The organism is Kitasatospora sp. CB01950 (assembly GCF_001905465.1).
In the GTDB taxonomy this organism is placed as follows: Bacteria; Actinomycetota; Actinomycetes; order Streptomycetales; family Streptomycetaceae; genus Kitasatospora.
Genome location: NZ_LISX01000001.1, coordinates 164,923 through 182,761 on the forward strand (window position 1 = coordinate 164,923; position 17,839 = coordinate 182,761).

General features: G+C 72.1%; 15 protein-coding genes. 8 read left to right on the forward strand and 7 right to left on the reverse strand.

Annotated elements, in window-relative coordinates:
- The first annotated feature begins 113 nt into the window (after nt 1-113).
- Nucleotides 114-1,577 carry a DUF2079 domain-containing protein gene (locus tag AMK19_RS00750; protein WP_241844183.1) on the forward strand — a complete coding sequence of 488 codons (1,464 nt, stop codon included), beginning with the start codon at nt 114-116 and terminating at the stop codon, nt 1,575-1,577.
- Between the two features lie 63 nt (nt 1,578-1,640).
- Here the strand turns inward: AMK19_RS00750 and AMK19_RS00755 are convergent, their stop codons facing one another.
- From AMK19_RS00755 to AMK19_RS00765, 3 genes are all read right to left on the reverse strand, one after another.
- Nucleotides 1,641-2,189: a YbjN domain-containing protein gene (locus AMK19_RS00755; RefSeq protein WP_073807208.1), complete on the reverse strand. Its 549-nt coding sequence runs from the start codon at nt 2,187-2,189 to the stop codon at nt 1,641-1,643.
- A gap of 185 nt (nt 2,190-2,374) precedes the next feature.
- Nucleotides 2,375-4,978 (reverse strand): ATP-dependent chaperone ClpB, encoded by a 2,604-nt coding sequence (clpB, locus tag AMK19_RS00760; protein WP_073807209.1) that lies wholly within the window; start codon nt 4,976-4,978, stop codon nt 2,375-2,377.
- A 77-nt stretch (nt 4,979-5,055) separates the two neighbouring features.
- The gene (locus AMK19_RS00765; protein WP_073807211.1) at nt 5,056-6,021 is read right to left on the reverse strand and encodes a LysR family transcriptional regulator; all 966 of its coding nucleotides are present in this window, start codon (nt 6,019-6,021) and stop codon (nt 5,056-5,058) included.
- Between the two features lie 71 nt (nt 6,022-6,092).
- Here AMK19_RS00765 and AMK19_RS00770 point away from each other — a divergent pair, with 71 nt between their 5' ends.
- The 7 genes from AMK19_RS00770 (at nt 6,093) to AMK19_RS00800 (ending at nt 13,673) form a co-directional block, all read left to right on the forward strand.
- Nucleotides 6,093-7,193 (forward strand): TDT family transporter, encoded by a 1,101-nt coding sequence (locus tag AMK19_RS00770; RefSeq protein WP_073807213.1) that lies wholly within the window; start codon nt 6,093-6,095, stop codon nt 7,191-7,193.
- 636 nt (nt 7,194-7,829) lie between these two features.
- Nucleotides 7,830-8,834, forward strand: a complete 1,005-nt coding sequence (locus AMK19_RS00775; protein WP_083646414.1) for a hypothetical protein — start codon at nt 7,830-7,832, stop codon at nt 8,832-8,834.
- Nucleotides 8,827-9,798, forward strand: a complete 972-nt coding sequence (locus AMK19_RS00780) for a LuxR C-terminal-related transcriptional regulator (RefSeq protein ID WP_143200001.1) — start codon at nt 8,827-8,829, stop codon at nt 9,796-9,798. Before AMK19_RS00775 ends, AMK19_RS00780 begins: the two co-directional genes overlap by 8 nt.
- Nucleotides 9,791-10,741: a LuxR C-terminal-related transcriptional regulator gene (locus AMK19_RS00785; protein WP_073807216.1), complete on the forward strand. Its 951-nt coding sequence runs from the start codon at nt 9,791-9,793 to the stop codon at nt 10,739-10,741. Before AMK19_RS00780 ends, AMK19_RS00785 begins: the two co-directional genes overlap by 8 nt.
- On the forward strand, nt 10,738-11,685 hold the full coding sequence (locus AMK19_RS00790) for a helix-turn-helix transcriptional regulator (RefSeq protein WP_241844184.1): 948 nt from the start codon (nt 10,738-10,740) through the stop codon (nt 11,683-11,685). The genes AMK19_RS00785 and AMK19_RS00790 overlap by 4 nt, the downstream gene beginning before the upstream one ends.
- Complete coding sequence (locus tag AMK19_RS00795) at nt 11,678-12,631, forward strand: LuxR C-terminal-related transcriptional regulator (protein WP_241844185.1); 954 nt, start codon at nt 11,678-11,680, stop codon at nt 12,629-12,631. The genes AMK19_RS00790 and AMK19_RS00795 overlap by 8 nt, the downstream gene beginning before the upstream one ends.
- A 58-nt stretch (nt 12,632-12,689) precedes the next feature.
- Entirely contained in the window at nt 12,690-13,673 is a 984-nt protein-coding gene (locus AMK19_RS00800) for a LuxR C-terminal-related transcriptional regulator (protein ID WP_073807220.1), read from the forward strand.
- Between the two features lie 2 nt (nt 13,674-13,675).
- Here the strand turns inward: AMK19_RS00800 and AMK19_RS00805 are convergent, their stop codons facing one another.
- From AMK19_RS00805 to dnaJ, 4 genes are all read right to left on the reverse strand, one after another.
- A complete protein-coding gene (locus tag AMK19_RS00805) occupies nt 13,676-14,287 on the reverse strand; it encodes a hypothetical protein (protein ID WP_073807222.1) in 612 nt (203 codons plus the stop codon).
- Nucleotides 14,288-14,868: 581 nt separating this feature from the next.
- Entirely contained in the window at nt 14,869-15,891 is a 1,023-nt protein-coding gene (locus AMK19_RS00810; RefSeq protein WP_073807224.1) for a helix-turn-helix domain-containing protein, read from the reverse strand.
- A 212-nt stretch (nt 15,892-16,103) separates the two neighbouring features.
- Complete coding sequence (locus tag AMK19_RS00815) at nt 16,104-16,625, reverse strand: heat shock protein transcriptional repressor HspR (RefSeq protein WP_241844186.1); 522 nt, start codon at nt 16,623-16,625, stop codon at nt 16,104-16,106.
- 7 nt (nt 16,626-16,632) lie between these two features.
- Nucleotides 16,633-17,781 carry a molecular chaperone DnaJ gene (gene dnaJ, locus AMK19_RS00820; protein WP_073807225.1) on the reverse strand — a complete coding sequence of 383 codons (1,149 nt, stop codon included), beginning with the start codon at nt 17,779-17,781 and terminating at the stop codon, nt 16,633-16,635.
- Nucleotides 17,782-17,839: the final 58 nt, after the last annotated feature.

A 17,839-nucleotide genomic window follows, 5' to 3' on the forward strand; every position in this document is an offset into this window, starting at 1 on the left:
GGCTGACATAGTCTGCGGCCACAGGGGTGATCCTCGTTCGGGGATCCGCGGGCCGGGGGGAACCGGGCCCGTGTGGGGCTATCGGAAGTGAAGCAATGGCGTCCGGAACTGTCGTGTCGTCGTCTTCCGTCCGGCTGCGCGGGGGCGACGACGGCCCGCCGGCCGGGTGGCGCGGGGTCAACTGGCCGCGGCTGCTGCCGTGGGGCCTGGCCGCCGGGTTCTTCGTGTTCTACGCGCTGTTCTGCCTGCGCCGCCACGGCCTGCTGCTGACCACCGGGTACGACCTGGGGATATTCGAGCAGGCGGTGCGCGGCTACGCCCACGTCGGGATGCCCGTCACCCCGCTGAAGGGGGACGGCTTCAACCTGCTCGGCGACCACTTCTCGCCGATCCTGCTGGCGCTGGTGCCGTTCTACCTGGTGTGGCCGGCCGCCGAGACGCTGCTGCTGGCGCAGGCCGCCCTGCTGGCGCTGGCGGTGGTGCCGATCTCCCGTTGGGCGCAACGGGAGTTGGGCCCGGCGGCGGCCGTCGCGGTGGCGGTCGGGTACGGGTTCTCCTGGGGCGTCGGGTCGACGATCGGCTTCGACTTCCACGAGGTGGCGTTCGCGGCGCCGCTGCTGTCCTTCTCGGTGGTGGCGCTGGCGGAGCGGCGCTGGGTGGCGGCGGCGGCCTGGGCGGCGCCGCTCTGCCTGGTGAAGGAGGACCTCGGGATCACCGTCGCCGTGATCGGCGGCTGCATCGCCTGGCGCGGGGCACGGCGGATCGGGGCGGCGACGGCGCTGTTCGGCCTGCTGGCCACCGCGCTGGAGCTGCTGGTGCTGCTGCCGGCGATGAGCCCCAGCCACGCCTACAACTACTGGGACAACATGGAGAGCGCGCCGGGTGCCCAACCCGGCTTGCTGGAACGGCTGTTGTCGGTGCCGGGGCACCTGCTGACGGCCACCGTCGAGGGGCGGCTGCTGTTCTTCCTGCTGGTGCCGACGCTGCTGCTGGCGGTGCGCTCGCCGCTGCTCCTGGTGGCCGTTCCGACGCTGGCCTGGCGGCTGCTCAGCAAGAACCCGGCGTACTGGGGCACCAACTACCACTACAGCGTGGTGCTGATGCCGATCGTGTTCGCCGCCTTCGTCGACGTGCTGATCCGGCTGCGTGCCGCGAAGCCGCACTGGGGCCGGTGGGCGACGGCGCCGTTCCTGTGCGGCAGTGTGGCGGTGACGGCGGTGCTGTTCCCGCTCTTCCCGATGGCGTCGGCGACCGACGCCGGTTTCTGGCGCAGTTCGGCGCACGTGCGGACGGTGCAGTCGGTGCTGGCCGACATACCGTCCGGCGCGCGGGTGGCGGCCGGCAACCGGCTGGTGCCCCAACTGACCGGCCGCTGCACGGTGTTCGAGTTCGGCTGGCCGAACGACTGGCGCACCGCGGAGTGGGTGGTGGTGGACACCCGCAATCCGATGGGCTGGCCGCTGAACGGCGCGCAGGAGACCACGGAGATAGCCCGGCTGCGCGCGGACGGCTTCCGGACGGTCCGGGAGGACGAGGGCGTCCTGCTGCTGCGCGCGCCCTCGCCCGACAGGCCCTAGGCCATGCGGAAGGGCCCGCCCACCGATCCGGTGGGCGGGCCCTTCTGGTGTCCGTGCGGAGGATCAGGCCTCGTCGGCCGGGCCGTCCTCGCCGTCCTCGACCTGCTCCTGCAGGCCCAGGCGCTCGACCATCCACTGCTCGAAGCCGACCGCGGCCTGCGTCCAGTTGGCGGTGGTGCCGACGAAGTACTCCAGGCTGACGCCGTTGCCGACGATCATCTGGGACTCGCCGATCAGGCGGACCACGCCGTCCTCGTGGGTGTGGGTGTAGACCTTGGGCCACAGGGTCTCGCGGTTCCACTCGTCGATCAGGTCGAGGATCTCGCCCTTCTTCTCGAGCGGGAAGGAGCGGTCGTAGAAGGCGCGGACCGCGAACAGCTCCTTGTGCTCACCGCGGAACATGTAGTAGACGCGGAAGTTCTCCCAGGGGGCGGTGAGGTCGCCCTCCTCGTCCACGACGTGCTTGAGCTGCATCTGGTCGAGCAGCTGGGCGACCAGGTTCTGGTCCGGGACGATCACCGGCGGCGGCCCGGCCGGACCGCCACCGGGCTGCCCGCCCTGCGGCGGCTGCGGCAGGCCGAAGGACGGGATGGACGACGGGTCGATGCTCACGGGGATGTCCCTTTCACGGTGCACAAGGTCGGCTGCCGATGGGGGGCCGCCTTCTCATGCCCCCATCCTGCCTCATTCGGGGCCTGCGGCACAGAGTGACATCGGGGTGTTCCCGCCTGGTCCCGCAGGGTGTGCACACGCCGGCGGGCGGAGCCTCGGAGGGAGGCTCCGCCCGTCGGCGGACGTCACTTGACCAGCGAGGGCTTCGGGCCGACGCTGAGCCGGTCGTTCGCCTCGTCCCGGTCGACGAGCACGGTGTCGCCGTCGTGGACGCGGCCGGAGAGGATCTCCTTGGCGAGCTGGTCGCCGATCGCGGACTGCACCAGGCGGCGCAGCGGGCGGGCGCCGTACGCCGGGTCGTAGCCGGTCAGCGACAGCCAGTCCCGGGCGGCGGGGGTGACGTCCAGGGTGAGTCGGCGCTCGTGCAGGCGGCGGGCCAGGGCGTCGATCTGGAGGTCGACGATCCGGCTGAGCTCGGCGGTGCCCAGCGGGTCAAAGACCACGATGTCGTCGAGCCGGTTGAGGAACTCCGGCTTGAAGGCCTGCCGGACGGTCTCCAGCACCAGCTCCTTCTTGCGCTCCTCCGGGGTGGTCGGGTCGACCAGGAAGGCGGAGCCCAGGTTGGAGGTGAGGATCAGGATGGTGTTGCGGAAGTCGACCGTGCGGCCCTGGCCGTCGGTGAGGCGGCCGTCGTCCAGCACCTGGAGCAGCACGTCGAACACCTCGGGGTGGGCCTTCTCGACCTCGTCGAGCAGCACCACGCTGTACGGGCGGCGGCGGACCGCCTCGGTGAGCTGGCCGCCCTCCTCGTAGCCGACGTACCCGGGCGGGGCGCCGACCAGGCGGGAGACGGAGTGCTTCTCGCCGTACTCGCTCATGTCGATCCGGACCATCGCCCGCTCGTCGTCGAACAGGAAGTCGGCGAGGGCCTTGGCGAGTTCGGTCTTGCCGACGCCGGTCGGGCCGAGGAACAGGAACGAGCCGGTCGGGCGGTCCGGGTCGGCGATGCCGGAACGGGTGCGGCGCACCGCGTCGGACACCGCCTGGACGGCCTCTCGCTGGCCGATCAGGCGCCTGCCCAACTCGTCCTCCATGCGCAGGAGTTTGGCGCTCTCGCCCTCCAGCAGCCGGCCGGCCGGGATGCCCGTCCAGGAGGAGACCACGTCGGCGATGTCGTCCGGGCCGACCTGCTCCTTGACCATGGTGGTGTTCGGCTCGTCCGCCGCGCGGTCCTGGGCCTCCGTCAACTCGCGCTCTGCGGACGGGATTTCGGCGTACATCAGCTTGGAGGCGCGCTCGAAGTCGCCGTCGCGCTGGGCGCGGTCGAGGGCACCGCGCAGGTCGTCGAGGCGCTCCTTGAGTTCGCCGACCCGGTTCAGCGACTTCTTCTCCTGCTCCCAGCGGGCGTTGAGGGTGCTCAGCTGCTCCTGCTTGTCGGCGAGGTCTCGGCGCAGGCGGCCGAGGCGCTCGACCGAGGCCGGGTCGGACTCCTTGTCGAGCGCCAGCTCCTCCATCCGCAACCGGTCGACGGCGCGCTGGAGTTCGTCGATCTCGACCGGGGAGGAGTCGATCTCCATCCGCAGTCGGGACGCCGACTCGTCGACCAGGTCGATCGCCTTGTCGGGCAGGAAGCGGGAGGTGATGTACCGGTTGGACAGCGTGGCGGCGGCGACCAGCGCGGCGTCGGTGATCTCCACCTTGTGGTGCGCCTCGTAGCGGCCCTTGAGGCCGCGCAGGATCGCGATGGTGTCCTCGACGGTGGGCTCGCCGACCAGCACCTGCTGGAAGCGCCGCTCCAGGGCCGGGTCCTTCTCGATCCGCTCGCGGTACTCGTCCAGCGTGGTGGCGCCGACCATGCGCAGTTCGCCGCGGGCCAGCATCGGCTTGAGCATGTTGCCCGCGTCCATCGAGGAGTCGCCGCCGGCGCCCGCGCCGACCATGGTGTGCAGCTCGTCGATGAAGGTGATCACCTGGCCGTCGGAGTCCTTGATGTCGTTCAGGACGGCCTTCAGGCGCTCCTCGAACTCGCCGCGGAACTTCGCGCCGGCGACCATCGCCGCCAGGTCGAGCGCGACCAGGCGCTTGCCGCGCAGCGACTCCGGCACGTCTCCGGCGACGATGCGCTGGGCCAGGCCCTCGACCACGGCGGTCTTGCCGACGCCGGGCTCGCCGATCAGCACCGGGTTGTTCTTGGTGCGGCGGGAGAGCACCTGCACGACCCGGCGGATCTCCTGGTCGCGGCCGATCACCGGGTCGAGCTTGCCGTCCCGCGCGGCCTGGGTGAGGTCGGAGCCGTACTTCTCCAGGGCCTTGTAGCTGCCCTCCGGGTCCGGCGAGGTGACCCGGGCGCTGCCCCGGACGTCCTTGAACGCGGCGAGCAGGGCCTTCGGGGTGGCGCCGTGCCTGGTCAGCAGATCGGCCACCGGGCCGCCCTCGGCGGCCAGGCCGACCAGCAGGTGCTCGGTGGAGACGTACTGGTCGTCGAGGTCGGCGGCACGCTTGCCGGCCTCCTCCAGCACCGCGAGGGTGTCGCGGGCGAGCTGGGGGGCGGCGACCGTGGAGCCCTGGGCGGCGGGCAGCGCGGCGGCCTGCCGGCGGGCCTCGACGGCGATCGGCGCGGCGTCCGCCCCGACGGCCTTGAGCAGCGGGCGGGCCAGGCCCTCCGGCTGCTCCAGCAGCGCCAGCAGGATGTGCACCGGCTTGACGTCGGGGTTCCCCGCGGCGCCGGCCTGGCGGATGGCGGAGGACAGGGCCTCCTGCGTCTTGCTGGTGAACTTACTGGCGTCCACTGCGGGCAAACCCCTCTCGTCTTCGGGACAACTCGAACCTGCTGACTACAGCATGCACTAAGTTGAGTCTATTCCGCTCAACTTTTTTTGGACGGTCTCCCGGACGGCCTCCCGGACGGTCGTCCGAACGGTCGCCCGGACGTCGGCCCGCGGGTCAGCCCGAGCAGCAGCCGGGCCGGTCCGGCCGGGCGCTGGCCCGCCGGCCAGACCGCGCGCAGCGGGCGCTGGAGCTCCAGGCCGGTCAGCGGGACGGCGACCAGCCGCCGGGTGGCGAGTTCCTCGGTGACGGCCAGCTCGCTCAGGCAGACCGGGTCCGCGCCGGTCATCGCGGCGGCCTTCAGCGCCGTCGAGGAGGCCAGCTCCAACCGGGGCGCGGCCGCCCCGCCGTACGGGGCGAGCGCTTCTTCCAGCACCTCCCGGGTGCCGGAGCCGACCTCGCGCAGCACCAGCGGGGTGGCGGCCAGTTCGGCGCCGGTGACGGGGGTGCGGCGGCGGGCCCAGCGGTGGTCGGGGGAGACCACCACCACCAGCCGGTCCGCGGCCACCACCGCGCCGGACAGGCCGGGCGGGGTGGAGGTGCCCTCGACGAAGCCGAGGTCGGCCTCGCCGGCCAGCACCCGGGCGGCGACGTCCGCCGAGTTCGCGGTGCGCAGGGTGACGGCGGTGCCCGGGCTGGCCTCGTTCAGGGCGAGCAGCCAGCCGGGCATCAGGTACTCGGCGACGGTCAGGCTGGCCAGCACCCGCAGCCGGGCGTCGCGGCGTTCGCGCAGCGCGTCGATGCCGGCGTCCAGCGCCTGCGCGGCCTCGACCACCTGCCGGGCCCACTCGACCACCAGCCGCCCCGCCTCGGTGGGCCGGGAGCCGCGCGGCGAGCGCTCCAGCAGGGCGACGCCGATCTGCCGCTCCATGCCCTTGATCCGGGCGCTGGCGGCGGGCTGACTGACGCCCAGTTCGGCCGCGGCCCGGCCGACGCTGCCCAGCCGGGCCACCGCGAGCAGCAGCTCCAGGGCGCCGAGTTCCGGGACGTGCGGGGAGAGAGCCATAGGCCCAGGCTATGTCCTCATAGCGGACGCCTCGCTACCGCCGTCCCGGCCGCCCGACGAGGGTGGTCGGTATGGCAACACTCACCGCCGGGCGTACCCGCCTGAGCACCCTCGACCTGTCCCGGCTCGGGCCCAACTGGTACGCCGCCGTGATGGGCACCGCGATCACCGGCAACGGCGCCGCCGCGCTGCCGATCGACCTGCCGGGCCGGCTCGCCCTCGCCGAGGCGGTGTGGACGCTGTCGCTGCTGCTGCTGGTCGTGCTGCTGGCGGCCCGGGGCGTGCACCTGGTGCGCCACCGCGAGCAGGCCCGCCGCACCCTGCTGGAGGACCCGTCCGCCGCGGTGTTCTACGGCTGCCCGCCGATGGCGCTGCTGGCGGTCGGCTACGGCGCGCTCGCGGTCGGCGGGCCGGTGCTCGGGGCCCGGGCCGGGCTGGCGCTGGACGTGCTGCTGTGGAGCGCCGGGACGCTGTACGCGCTGGCGGTCGCCGCCGGGCTGCCCTACCTGATGATCACCAGGCACCGGTTGTCCGCGCTGGAGGCCAACCCGACCTGGCTGCTGCCGGTGGTCGCCCCGATGGTGGCCGCCGCACTCGGCCCCGCGCTGGTGCCCCACCTGCCGGAGGGTGCGGCCCGGCAGGCGCTGCTGTACGGCTGCGTGGCGATGTTCGGGGCGAGCCTGCTGGCCACCCTGGTGCTGCTGCCGGTGGTGTTCGGCGGTCTGGTGCACAGCAAGCTGCCCGCGGTGGTGCTCACCCCGTCGCTGTTCCTGGTGCTGGGCCCGCTCGGCCAGTCCACCACCGCCGTCCACCAGTTCGCGGACGCGCTGCCGCTGGCGCTGCCCGGCACCGGGCCGCAGGGGGTGGCGGTGGCCCGCGGCCTGGCCGAGGTGTACGGCGTCGCGGTGATCGGGTTCGCGCTGCTCTGGCTGGCGGTGGCGCTGGTCGCCAATCTGCGGGCGCTGCGCGCCGGGATGCCGTTCGCCATGACCTGGTGGGCGTTCACCTTCCCGGTCGGCACGCTCGTCACCGGCACGTCGGCGCTGGCCCGGCACACCGGGTTCGACGGGTTCACCGCGCTCGCCGTCGCGCTCTGGCTGCTGCTGTGCACGGCCTGGGCGGTGGCCTCGGCGCGCACGTTCGCCGGGTTGCGGGCCGGCCGGCTGCTGTGAGCCGGGGCGGTCGGGTGGGGAATCGGAGCGGGGGATTCGGCGTCGGCCATTCCGGATCGGTGGATTTGGCAAAGAGTTGTCGAATTCTCGGATCGACCAGTGACATTCCGGTGCCTCGCGACGCTACCGCCCGAGCGCCCCGCCGGAATCGGACGAATGCCTGGTCGGAGAGGGGGGCATTGCGGTGAAATCCAGGATTCCGGTCCTGTGGGCGGGCGGTTTGCTGCAGGTTCCTGCACTTGCGGAAACCTGCAGCCGGAGACCACTTGTTCGATGTTCCGTGCGCTGTGAGGGTGTAGTCACGTCAAGTCGTCCCGGGCCGCCGCAGCCCGAGTCGGCGACTTGCTCTTCGCGTGGGGGCGACAGGTGCGTTCGTATCTGCGCAACGGGGGGAAGAGCACCGGTCCGGACGCCATGTGTGGTGATGGCGGAAGGACCGCGATCGGTGAGGCGTTGCTGCTCCGCCTCGCCGAAAGCGCCTTGACGCTTGGCGTAACACGAGCGGGTCCTCCGGGATCCGGGTGCCCGGCACCCGCCCCGGAGGACACGCCCGTACGCGGGGACTCCCGCCGTCGAGCCGGACGGCCCTGCTGAGATCATCGTCCGCAACGGAGGAAGACGGCAGGAGAGCTCGACGTGGCTGCGGACCACCCGAAGTCCGACCCGGACGACACACTGCCGGAGGACGACGCCGCCAGGCTGTACCTGGCCATCCTGGCCGCCGGCGGCCGTATCCCGCTGGACGACCCGGCGCTGCCCGGCTCCGACTTCGCCCCGGAACGCCAACGGGCGCTGCTGGAACAGCTGGTGACGGTCGGACTGGTGATGCCCAACCGGATCGACGACTGCTACGTCGCGGTCAGCCCGCGCGCCGTCGCCGAACGCCTCGGCGCCGACCTGCGCGCCCAGGCCACCCGGCTGCTGCTCGACGCCGACCGGCTGCCCGCCGCCCTCGACCCGCTCGCCCGCGCCTACGACGCCGTCCCCCGGCCCGCCGACCGGGCCCGGCAGGCGGTCTACGTGGACGGCCAGGAGAGCATCCGGGTGCGGATCGCCCAGCTGGTCTCCGACTGCCGGCTCGAACTGCTCAGCGCCCAGCCCGGCCTGCGCCCGCCCGCCGTCCTCGAACTCGCCCACACCCAGGACCAGTTGATGCTCCGCCGGGGCGGCACCATGCGCACCCTCTACCAGCCGGTCGCGCTCACCGAGGACAGCGCCGTCCGGCATGCCACCGCGATGGCCGAGCAGGGCGCCCAACTGCGCGTCCTGGACGAGTCGTTCCTGCGGATGATCGTCATCGACCGGCGGATCGCGGTGATCCCCGCCGCCGACGACCACAGCCGCGCCGCCTTCGTCGAGGACCCCGCCGCCATCGCCTACCTGGTGGCCGGCTTCGAACGCGACTGGGCCCGCGCCGACCAGGTCCACTGGCACAGCCTCGACGGCCGCACCCTCACCCGCGCCGTCACCCACCGGGTCGGCCGGCTGCTCGCCCAGGGCCTCACCCAGCGTGCCGTCGCCACCCGCCTCGGCCTCTCCGAACGCACCGTGGCCGGCCACATCTCCCGGCTGCGGGACCTGCACAACGCCCAGACCCTGTTCCAGCTCGGCTGGCTGATGAGAGGCGGTGGACGTGGCTGACCCCGCCCCCCTGCCCGCCCCGGTCGACGACCGTGCCCGGTGCCTCTACCTGGAGATCCTCGAAGCCGGCGGCCGGATCGCCGTCGACCGGATCGCCGACCCGCAGCGGCCCGCGCTCGACGAACTGCTCCGCGCCGGCCTGCTGATCCCCGACGGCCTGGGGGGCAGCTACCTGGCCGTCGACCCGCGCCTGGTGGCCGAGACCCTCGGCACCGAGATGAACACCGAGGCCGCCCGCCTGCTCAACCGGGCCGAACGCCTGCCCGGCCGCCTCGACCCGCTGATCGCCGCCTACGAGAGCCACGCCCGGCCGATCGAACCCGCCAGCTGCGACGTCCAGGTGATCGGCCGCGAACAGATCCGCCGGCGGATCGCCCAACTCGTCGCCGACTGCCGGGAGGAGGCCCTCACCGCCCAGCCCGGGGAGCTCCTCCCCGGCGTCCTGGAGGCCTCGTTCCACCAGGAGCTCCCGGTGCTGCGGCGCGGCTGCCGGATCCGCACCCTGTACCGGCCCCGGCTGCTCGCCGACCCCTCCGCGATCCGCTACGCCGCCGCCTTCACCGAGGCCGGCGGCGAGATCCGGCTGCTCGACGAACCGTTCCAGCGCGCCATGGTCTTCGACCGGTGCACCGCCGTCGTCCCCGCCGTCGAGGACCACAGCCGGGCCGCGCTGATCCTCGACCCCGCCACCGTCGCGACGATCGTGGCCGGCTTCGAACGCGACTGGGCCCGCGCCGAACGCGTCCGCTGGGACCTGCTGCTCGGCACCGCTCCCACCCGCACCGCCGCCGACCAGATCGCCCGCCTCCTCGCCACCGGCCTCACCCAGCGCGCCGTCGCCACCCGCCTGGGCCTCTCCGAACGCACCGTCGCCGCCCACATCGCCCGCCTGCGCGAGCAGTACGAGGCCGAGACGCTGTTCCAGCTCGGCTGGCTGATGCGGGAAGGCGGCGGCCGTGACTGAGCCGGGCGCCGTTCCCCCGACCGAACGCGAGAAGGCGCTCTACCTGGCCGTGCCGGCGGCAGGCCGGGTCTCGATGCGTGAGGTGGTGGAGCAGGACGCGGCGGCGGCCACCCGGTTGCTGGAGCTCGGGCGGCCGGAGCACTACCAGGTGGGCGGCCGGGTGGGGGCCGTCGATCCACGCACGATCGGGCGGCGGCTCGGTGACACCCTGCGGGAGCACGCCACCGGCCTGCCGGCCCGGGCCGACCGGGTGACGACGGGCTTCGACGCGCTGGCCGAGTCCTACGACGGCGCGCAGCGGCGCGGCGAACCCGACGGCGGGATCCTCTACCTGACCAGCCGTGAGCAGATCCAGAACCGTCTGCCGGCGGTCGAGGCCGAGTACCGGGAAGAGGGCCTGGCCGCCCAACCCGGGGTTCGCCCGCCGGAGTTCCTGGACGACGACTCCCGGATGCGCAGGGCGCTGGCCCGCGGGGTCACCGCCGACGTCCTCTACCGGCCGGTCTCCCGGCGAACCCCGCACACCGTCGCCCACTGCGCCGCGGCCACCGGCCGGGGCGTGCGCGTGCGGGTCCTGGACGAGCCGTTCGCCCGGATGATGATCTTCGACCGCCGGGTCGCGGTCATCTCGGCGTCCGCCGACAACGGCGCCGCCGCCTTCATCGAGGACCCCGTCGTGATCGACCACCTGGTCGGCGTCCTCCAACGCGACTTCGCCCGCGCCGTCCGCGTCCCCTGGCGCGACCTGGCCGGCCGGAAGCTGCCCGAAACCCCTTGCCGTATCGCCGAGTTGCTCGCCACCGGCCTCACCCGGCGCGCCGTCGCCAGCCGCCTGGGCCGCTCCGAACGCACCGTCGCCGCCCACATCGCCCGGCTGCGCGAGCACTACGACGCCGAGACGCTCTTCCAGCTCGGCCGGCTGATGCGGGACGGCACCCGATGACGGACATGACCGCGCTTCCCACTGTCGTCGAGAAGGCCCTCTACCTGGACGTCCTCCGGGCCGGCCGGGTCTCGATGCGGGAACTGACCGAGCAGGACCCCGCTGCGACCGCCCGGCTCCTCGACCTCGGCCTGCTCGTCCAGTACGTCGACCAGGGCTGGGTCGCCGCCGTCGACCCGCGCGCGGTCTCGGCCCGGCTCAGTGCGGCCCAGCGTGCCGCCGCCGCCGACCTGCTGGCCCGCGCCGAACGGGCCGCGCTCGCCGTCGAGGACCTCGCCGACTCCTACGACACCGCCCAGCGCCGCTCCGGGCCGGACCCGCAGATCACTCACGTCCACGGCCTGGAGCAGATCCAGCATCGTCTGCTCGCCTTCGAGGCCGACTTCAGAGAGCAGGTGCTGGTTGCCCAGCCCGGCTTCCGGCCGCCCGAAGCGCTCGGCAACATCCGGATGCGCCAGGCCATGGAACGCGGCGTGCTGGCCGACATCCTCTACCAGCCGATCTCCCGTCGAACTCCCCACACCGTCGCCTACGCGGCCGTCGCCATCGGCTGGGGCGTGCGCCTGCGCGTCCTGGACGAGCCGTTCGCCCGAATGATGATCTTCGACCGCAAGGTCGCGATCATCTCCTCCTCCGCGGACAACCGCACCGCCGCCTTCATCGAGGACCGGGCCGTGGTCGCGCACCTGGCCGACGTCTTCCGGCGCGACTTCGAGCGTGCCGAACGCGTCCCCTGGCAGATGTTGGACGGCGCCGAACTCCCCGAGGTGCTGCGCCGGGTGGCCGAGCTGCTGTCGGAGGGGCTGACCCAGCGGGCGATCGCGTCCCGGCTCGGGGTCGGCGAGCGGACGGTGGCTGCCCACCTCGCGCGGCTGCGCGAGCGGTACGGCGCGCGGACGCTGTTCCAGCTGGGGCGGATGATGCGGGACGGTGCCCGTGGCTGACCGGCTCCCGGACGAGAGTGAGCGGGCGCTGTACCGCCATGTGCTGGAGCAGGGCGGGCGGGTGATGTTCCGTGAGGCGATGCAGCAGAATGCCGCCGCGACGCTGCGGCTGGTCGAGCTCGGGCTGCTGATCCACCATGTCGTCGACGAGTCGCTGAGCGCCGTCAACCCGCGGTCGGTGGCCGACCGGCTGAGTGTCGATCTGCGGGAGGCGGCGATCCGCAAGCTGGCGAGCTCGCAGCGGACCCCGGCCCAGTTGGAGGACCTGGCGCACGCCTACGACCAGGCCCCGCGCCGCCCCGACCGGGCGCACGCGGTGGAGCGGGTGAACGACCGTCAGCAGATCCGGCACCGGATCTTCCAGATCGAGTCCGAGATGCACGAGGAGACGCTCGCCGCCCAGCCCGGCGGCGCCCGCCCGATCGGGCAGATGCGGCAGGCCCTGGCCCGCTCGCTGGCCTTCCTGGACCGCGGCATCGGCATGCGCACCCTCTACCAGCCGGGCGCGCTCGCCGACCCGCCCACCGTCGACTACGCGGCCACGGTCGCGTCCGGCGGCGAGCGGATCCGGGTCCTGGACGAGCCGTTCCGGAAGATGCTGATCTTCGACCGGCGGATCGCGATCATCAGCGCCTCGCCGGACGACAACCAGGCCGCGTTCGTCGAGGACCCGGCCGTGCTGGCCACCCTGGTCGACCTGTTCGAACGGGACTGGGCGCGGGCCGCCCGGATCGACTGGCACGCCCTGGCCGGCCGTCCGCGCGGCACCGGCGTCCCCAAGGAGGTCGGCGCGCTGCTCGCCCAGGGCCTCACCCAGCGCGCCATCGCCTCCCGGCTCGGCCTGTCGGAGCGGACGGTGGCCGCCCACATCGCCCGGCTGCGAGACCTCTACGATGCGGAGACCCTGTTCCAGCTCGGCTGGCAGCTGCGCGGAGCGCCGGAATGACCGATCGGAACCGGCCGCCCGGGCGCCGTCCCGGCGCGGCCCGGAAGGAGTGGGACCTGTGAGTGAGTCGAACGGAGCCGCGCTGCCGACCGAGCCCGAACGGCGGCTGTACCAGCAGATCCTGGACCAGGGCGGACGCGTGGTCTTCCGCGAGGCTGTCGAACAGGACCCGACGGGGGTGCTGCGGCTGCTGGAACTCGGACTGCTGGTGCACGACGCGGGCGACCAGTCGCTGACGGCGGTCAACCCGCGCCTGGTCGGCGACCGGATCAGCGCCGAACTCCGCGCCGAGGGCACCCGGATGCTGCTGCGCGCCGAGGAGATGCCCGTCCTGCTGGAGGACCTCACCCACGCCTACGACGCCACCCCGCGCCGCGCCGACCGCTCCAGCGTCGTGCAGCACATCGACCGCATCGACCGGATCCTGGAGCGGGTGCGGCAGTTGGAGAACGAGGCGACCGAGGAGGTACTCGCCCTGCAGCCGGGCGGGGTGTCCGTCGGCGACCTCCAGCCCGACTCGTTGGAACGCGTCCGCTGCTTCCTCACCGGCGGCGCGGCGGTGCGCACGGTCCACGAGCCGGCCGCGCTGCTCGACGAGGCCACGGTGCGCTGGGCGGAGGCCGTCACCGGCTGGGGCGGCCGGTTCCGCACGCTGAGCGAGCCGTTCAGTCGGATGACGATCTTCGACCGCCGGATCGCCGTCGTTCCGGCCTCGACGGACAACTCCAGCGCCGCGGTGGTCGAGGATCCGGCGGTGGTCTCGTTCCTGGTCGCCGCCTTCGAACGGGACTGGGAGCGGGCCGAACGGGTCCGCTGGCGTTCGGCCGACCGCGAGGGCGAGAGCGTCGTCCCGGTGCACGAGCAGGTCGGCCGGCTGCTCGCCCAGGGCCTGACGCAGCGTTCCATCGCCTCGCGCCTCGGCCTGTCGGAACGGACCGTGGCAGGTCACATCTCCCGACTGCGCGAACTGCACGACGCGGAGACGCTGTTCCAACTGGGTTGGCAGATGCGGGCCGGCGACGAACCCGCCGGGCGGGCCTGACGTCAGCCGGTGGCGATCTCGGGGGACCAGAAGCCGTACGGGCCGGCGGGCTCGCGGCGCGGGCGCGGGAACTGCTCGCCCGGCGCGGTCCAGAAGCCGCTGCGCAGGGACAGCGCCATGCCGGCCCAGTCCAGCGCGGTCTCCACGGTGTGGTGCAGCGCCTCCGGCGACCAGGTGTCGTCGAAGACCAGCGGCAGTACGGGGGAGACCTGCTCGATGGTGGCGATCAGCGGGTTGTGGGTGATCGCCTCGTCCACCAGCATCACGATCGGCTTGCGCAGCGCCGACGCCCAGCCCAGTTCCAGGCTGACCCCGGCCGACAGCGGGGCGCCGACGTACGCGAACACCAGGTCGGCGTTCTGCATCGCCCGGAAGTCGGAGGGCACCCGCTGCTCCGGCGCCTTCCCGGCCACCGTCCACGCGTCGCTGTGGTGGGCGCTGTACACCGCGGCCCCGCTGCGCAGCAGCGTGCTCCGCAGCGTGGTCAGCCTGGTCCGGCTGGCCAGCGTCACCACGCTGTCCGCCGGCCCGGTCAGCCGCATCAGGGGAGCGGCGAGGAAGACCCGTGCACGCCGCCCCTCAGAAGCCTGGTACTGCAGGTGGGACTCACTCATGTCGACTCCGGGGGGACTGCCTGCCGAAGGGACGTGGTCGGCGGGCTGATCGGACAATGGCTGCTCAGCGGGATGTTTGATGCGTTGATCGGCATATTTGAATGAGCATCGGCAAGTGTGGTGAGCTTGCCCCGCCCAATCGAGAGCGAACTGATCGTCCATCGCGGAACAACCCTCCGTCCAGGTTCGAGAGGTGTCATTCGGACGCCTGGCAGAGAGATGACACCGCCAGCCCGCCGGCCGCTGTGATGCAGGGGTGACACGGTGCAACTGCCTGCGGTACCTTCGCACAGGAGTCTGATGACAACTGGCGGTTTTCCATCGAGACGGATTTGGGGTGAGCACAATGTCGCGCTTGCGTCGTATTGTCCTGAAGGTTGCACTTCCGGTGGCCTGTGGCACCGCAGCGCTGGTGTTCGCTGTGGCAGCGACGGATCACGGAACTGCGACGGAGCAGGCCGTAAAGGTGACCACTGTGACTGCACTGGACTTTGTTTGGGCCTGACGGAAGCTGCCCCGGCTGCGAGTGTTATGCCCGGACGAGGGACGTTTTCTCTGTGCGAGCGGGGAGAGCGCCGGGCTCACACGCTGTGCGCCGGGGGATCCGTCTCGTCGCGGGCCGAGCTGACCGAGCCGCTTCCCAGCGCGTATCCGAGCTGGAAGAGGGAGTCGACGTTGTAGTCCTCCCGCATCTCCGCCAGATGTCTTGCGAGGGTTCGCTCACTGATCCCCAGGCGGCGGGCGATGACGCGGTGATTTGTGCCCGCGAGAAGCAGTTCCACGATCGTCTGGCGAAGTCTTGACACGACCTGGTGCGGGACGGTCCGTTCACCGTCGAAATCCAGGGCTCGTGCCCAGTTCCGCTCGAACACTTCCTCCATGAGGAAATTCACCACTGATTGGTCGTGGATGAAAGTGGCGGAGTTGTTGATGTCTTCGCTCGACGGAAGAATTGCCACCTTGCGATCGATGATGATGAGTCGGGTATAGGGCTCGTCAAGGGTGCGGAACTGTTGGCCCTGTGCGGACAGTGCCGCCACGTAGTCGCGGGTCGGCTGATGGTAGCGGGTGCTGGCATGGTAGATCGTTCGCATGGCCGTGCCCTGGCGCAGCGACTTGAGGTCGGTCTCCATGGTGATTGCGAGATATTCCGAGGGGCGTGGACCCCCGGGCTGCATCGAAACTGCCTCGGTGATCCTGGCCGCAGTGAGCTGCTGGAGTCGCTGATTTATCAGGGCCTGTCCGCGGACGTACTCGATTGCCCCGCCGCTCTGCTTCGGAGAATGGAACGCATCGGCGAGTTCGGTCAATTCGGAGGGAATGGAAACGGCGCGTGACAGGAGATCGAGAGCCTGCTGTTGCCAGCGGATACTGAGGGTCGATGCAAGCTGCGAAGGATCGACGGCGACGAGGGTTCCGGTCTGGTCGGCGTCACGGACCAGCAACCCGAGAGAGAGCAGTTCATCGAGCGCAGCGGCGGAATGCTCGGATTCGACTTCGACCGTTCCGTCCAGGTCTTCGGTTATTCGAAGATAGAGCGCACGGGCAGCGGCCGAGAGGTTGCTCGAACGGTCAGCCGCTCCCGGGAGCTCACGCGCGTTCATCCTTACCCCTCGTCCGTCGGCCTGACGGCCGCTCATCGGGCCCGGGCCGCTCGGCTGAGTCTAGACCGGAGCCGGTCTCCGGAACCGGAATTATTCTCCAACCGACCCGTTATGCCAATCGCTTGTGCCGCCGCACTCTCTCATGAAAGGGAGAGCCGCCGACACCCCTTGCGAACAGGCGATGTCGGCGGCCGGAGACCGGAATGCCGGGTTCAGCGCTTGGGGCGCCAGACCACCAGTGCGCTGGACTGCTGGACCTGCTGGTACGGCACCAGGTCGCGGCGGTAGGAGGCGTGCACGGCGGCCTCCCGCTGCTGGAGGGTGGCGGCGGCGCCCTCCAGGGCGTCGACCAGTTCGGAGATCCGGGACTGCAGGGCGGCGACCTGGTTCTCCAGTTCGATGATCCGCTTGATGCCGGCCAGGTTGATGCCCTCGTCCTGGGACAGCCGCTGGACCTCGCGCAGCTGCTGGATGTCCCGCGCCGAGTAGCGGCGGCCGCGCCCGGCGGTGCGGTCGGGGCAGACCAGGCCGAGGCGGTCGTACTGGCGCAGGGTCTGCGGGTGCAGGCCGGAGAGTTCGGCGGCGACCGAGATCACGTAGACCGGGGTGTCCTCGGTGAGGACGTACGTCGGCGGTCCGGCGGAGCGGGGGCGGCCGGCGCCGGGCAGGCCCTCGCCGATGCCGGCGCCGATCCGGCCGTCGTTGCCGTGCGGGCTGTCGGGATGGGCACTCATCTGGGTCTCACGCTCCCTCCGCCGCCTTGAACAGGGCGGCTCGCGGGTCGTCCGAGGCGGTGGCCTCGCGATACTGCTCCAGTGCGCTCAGGGCGTCGCCGCTGACGACTTTGGGCACGGCGACCTCGACGGTGACCAGCAGGTCGCCACGGGTGCCGTCCTTGCGGGTGGCGCCCTTGCCGCGGGCCCGCATGGTCAGGCCGTTGGCGCTGCCCGGGGGCAGCTTGAGCTTCACGGCCGGGCCGTTCAGGGTCGGCACCTCGATGGTGCCGCCGAGCGCGGCCTCGGGGAAGCTGACCGGCACCGTCACGGTGAGATTGTCACCCTTGCGTCCGAACACCGGGTGCGTATCGACGTGCACGGTGACGTACAGGTCTCCGGGCTGGCCGCCGCGCTCGCCCTGGGCGCCCTCGCCCTTGAGCCGGATGCGCTGGCTGTCCTGCACGCCGGCCGGGATGCGGACCTGCATGGTGCGGGCCGAGGAGGCCCGGCCGCTGCCGTGGCAGACGGTGCACGGGTCGTCGACGATCATGCCGCGGCCCTTGCAGTCCCGGCACGGCTCGGAGAGCGCGAACGCGCCCTGGCCGCGGCTGACGGTGCCCGCGCCGACGCAGGTCGGGCAGACCCGGGGGGTGGTGCCGGCCTTGGCGCCGGTGCCGGCGCAGACCCGGCAGGCGGCCTGGGAGGTCATCCGCAGCGGCACCGTCGCGCCGTCCACGGCCTCCTCGAAGTTCAGGGTGACCTCGGTCTCGACGTCCGCGCCGCGGCGCGGCTGCGCGGTCTGCCGGCCGCCGCGGTTGAACAGGCCGCCGAACACGTCGCCGAGTCCGCCGCCGCTCGTCGCGCCGCCGCCGCTGAACAGGTCGCCGAAGTCGAAGCCCCCGGCGCCGCCCGCCCCACCGGGCCGGAAGCCGCCGCCGGCGAACAGCGAGCGTGCCTCGTCGTACTCCTTGCGGCGCTTCTCGTCCGAGAGGACGTCGTACGCCTCGGAGATGTCCTTGAACCGCTCCTCGGCCTTGGCGTCGCCCTTGTTGGCGTCCGGGTGGAACTCGCGTGCCAGCTTCCGGTACGTCTTCTTGATCTCGGCGGCGGTGGCGTCCTTGGGCACGCCGAGGACCTTGTAGTAGTCCTTCTCCACGTAGTCCTTAGCGCTCATGGCCTTTGACCGCCACCTCCCGTAGTACTGAAGTCTGTTGGTGAAGCGTGCTGTTGTG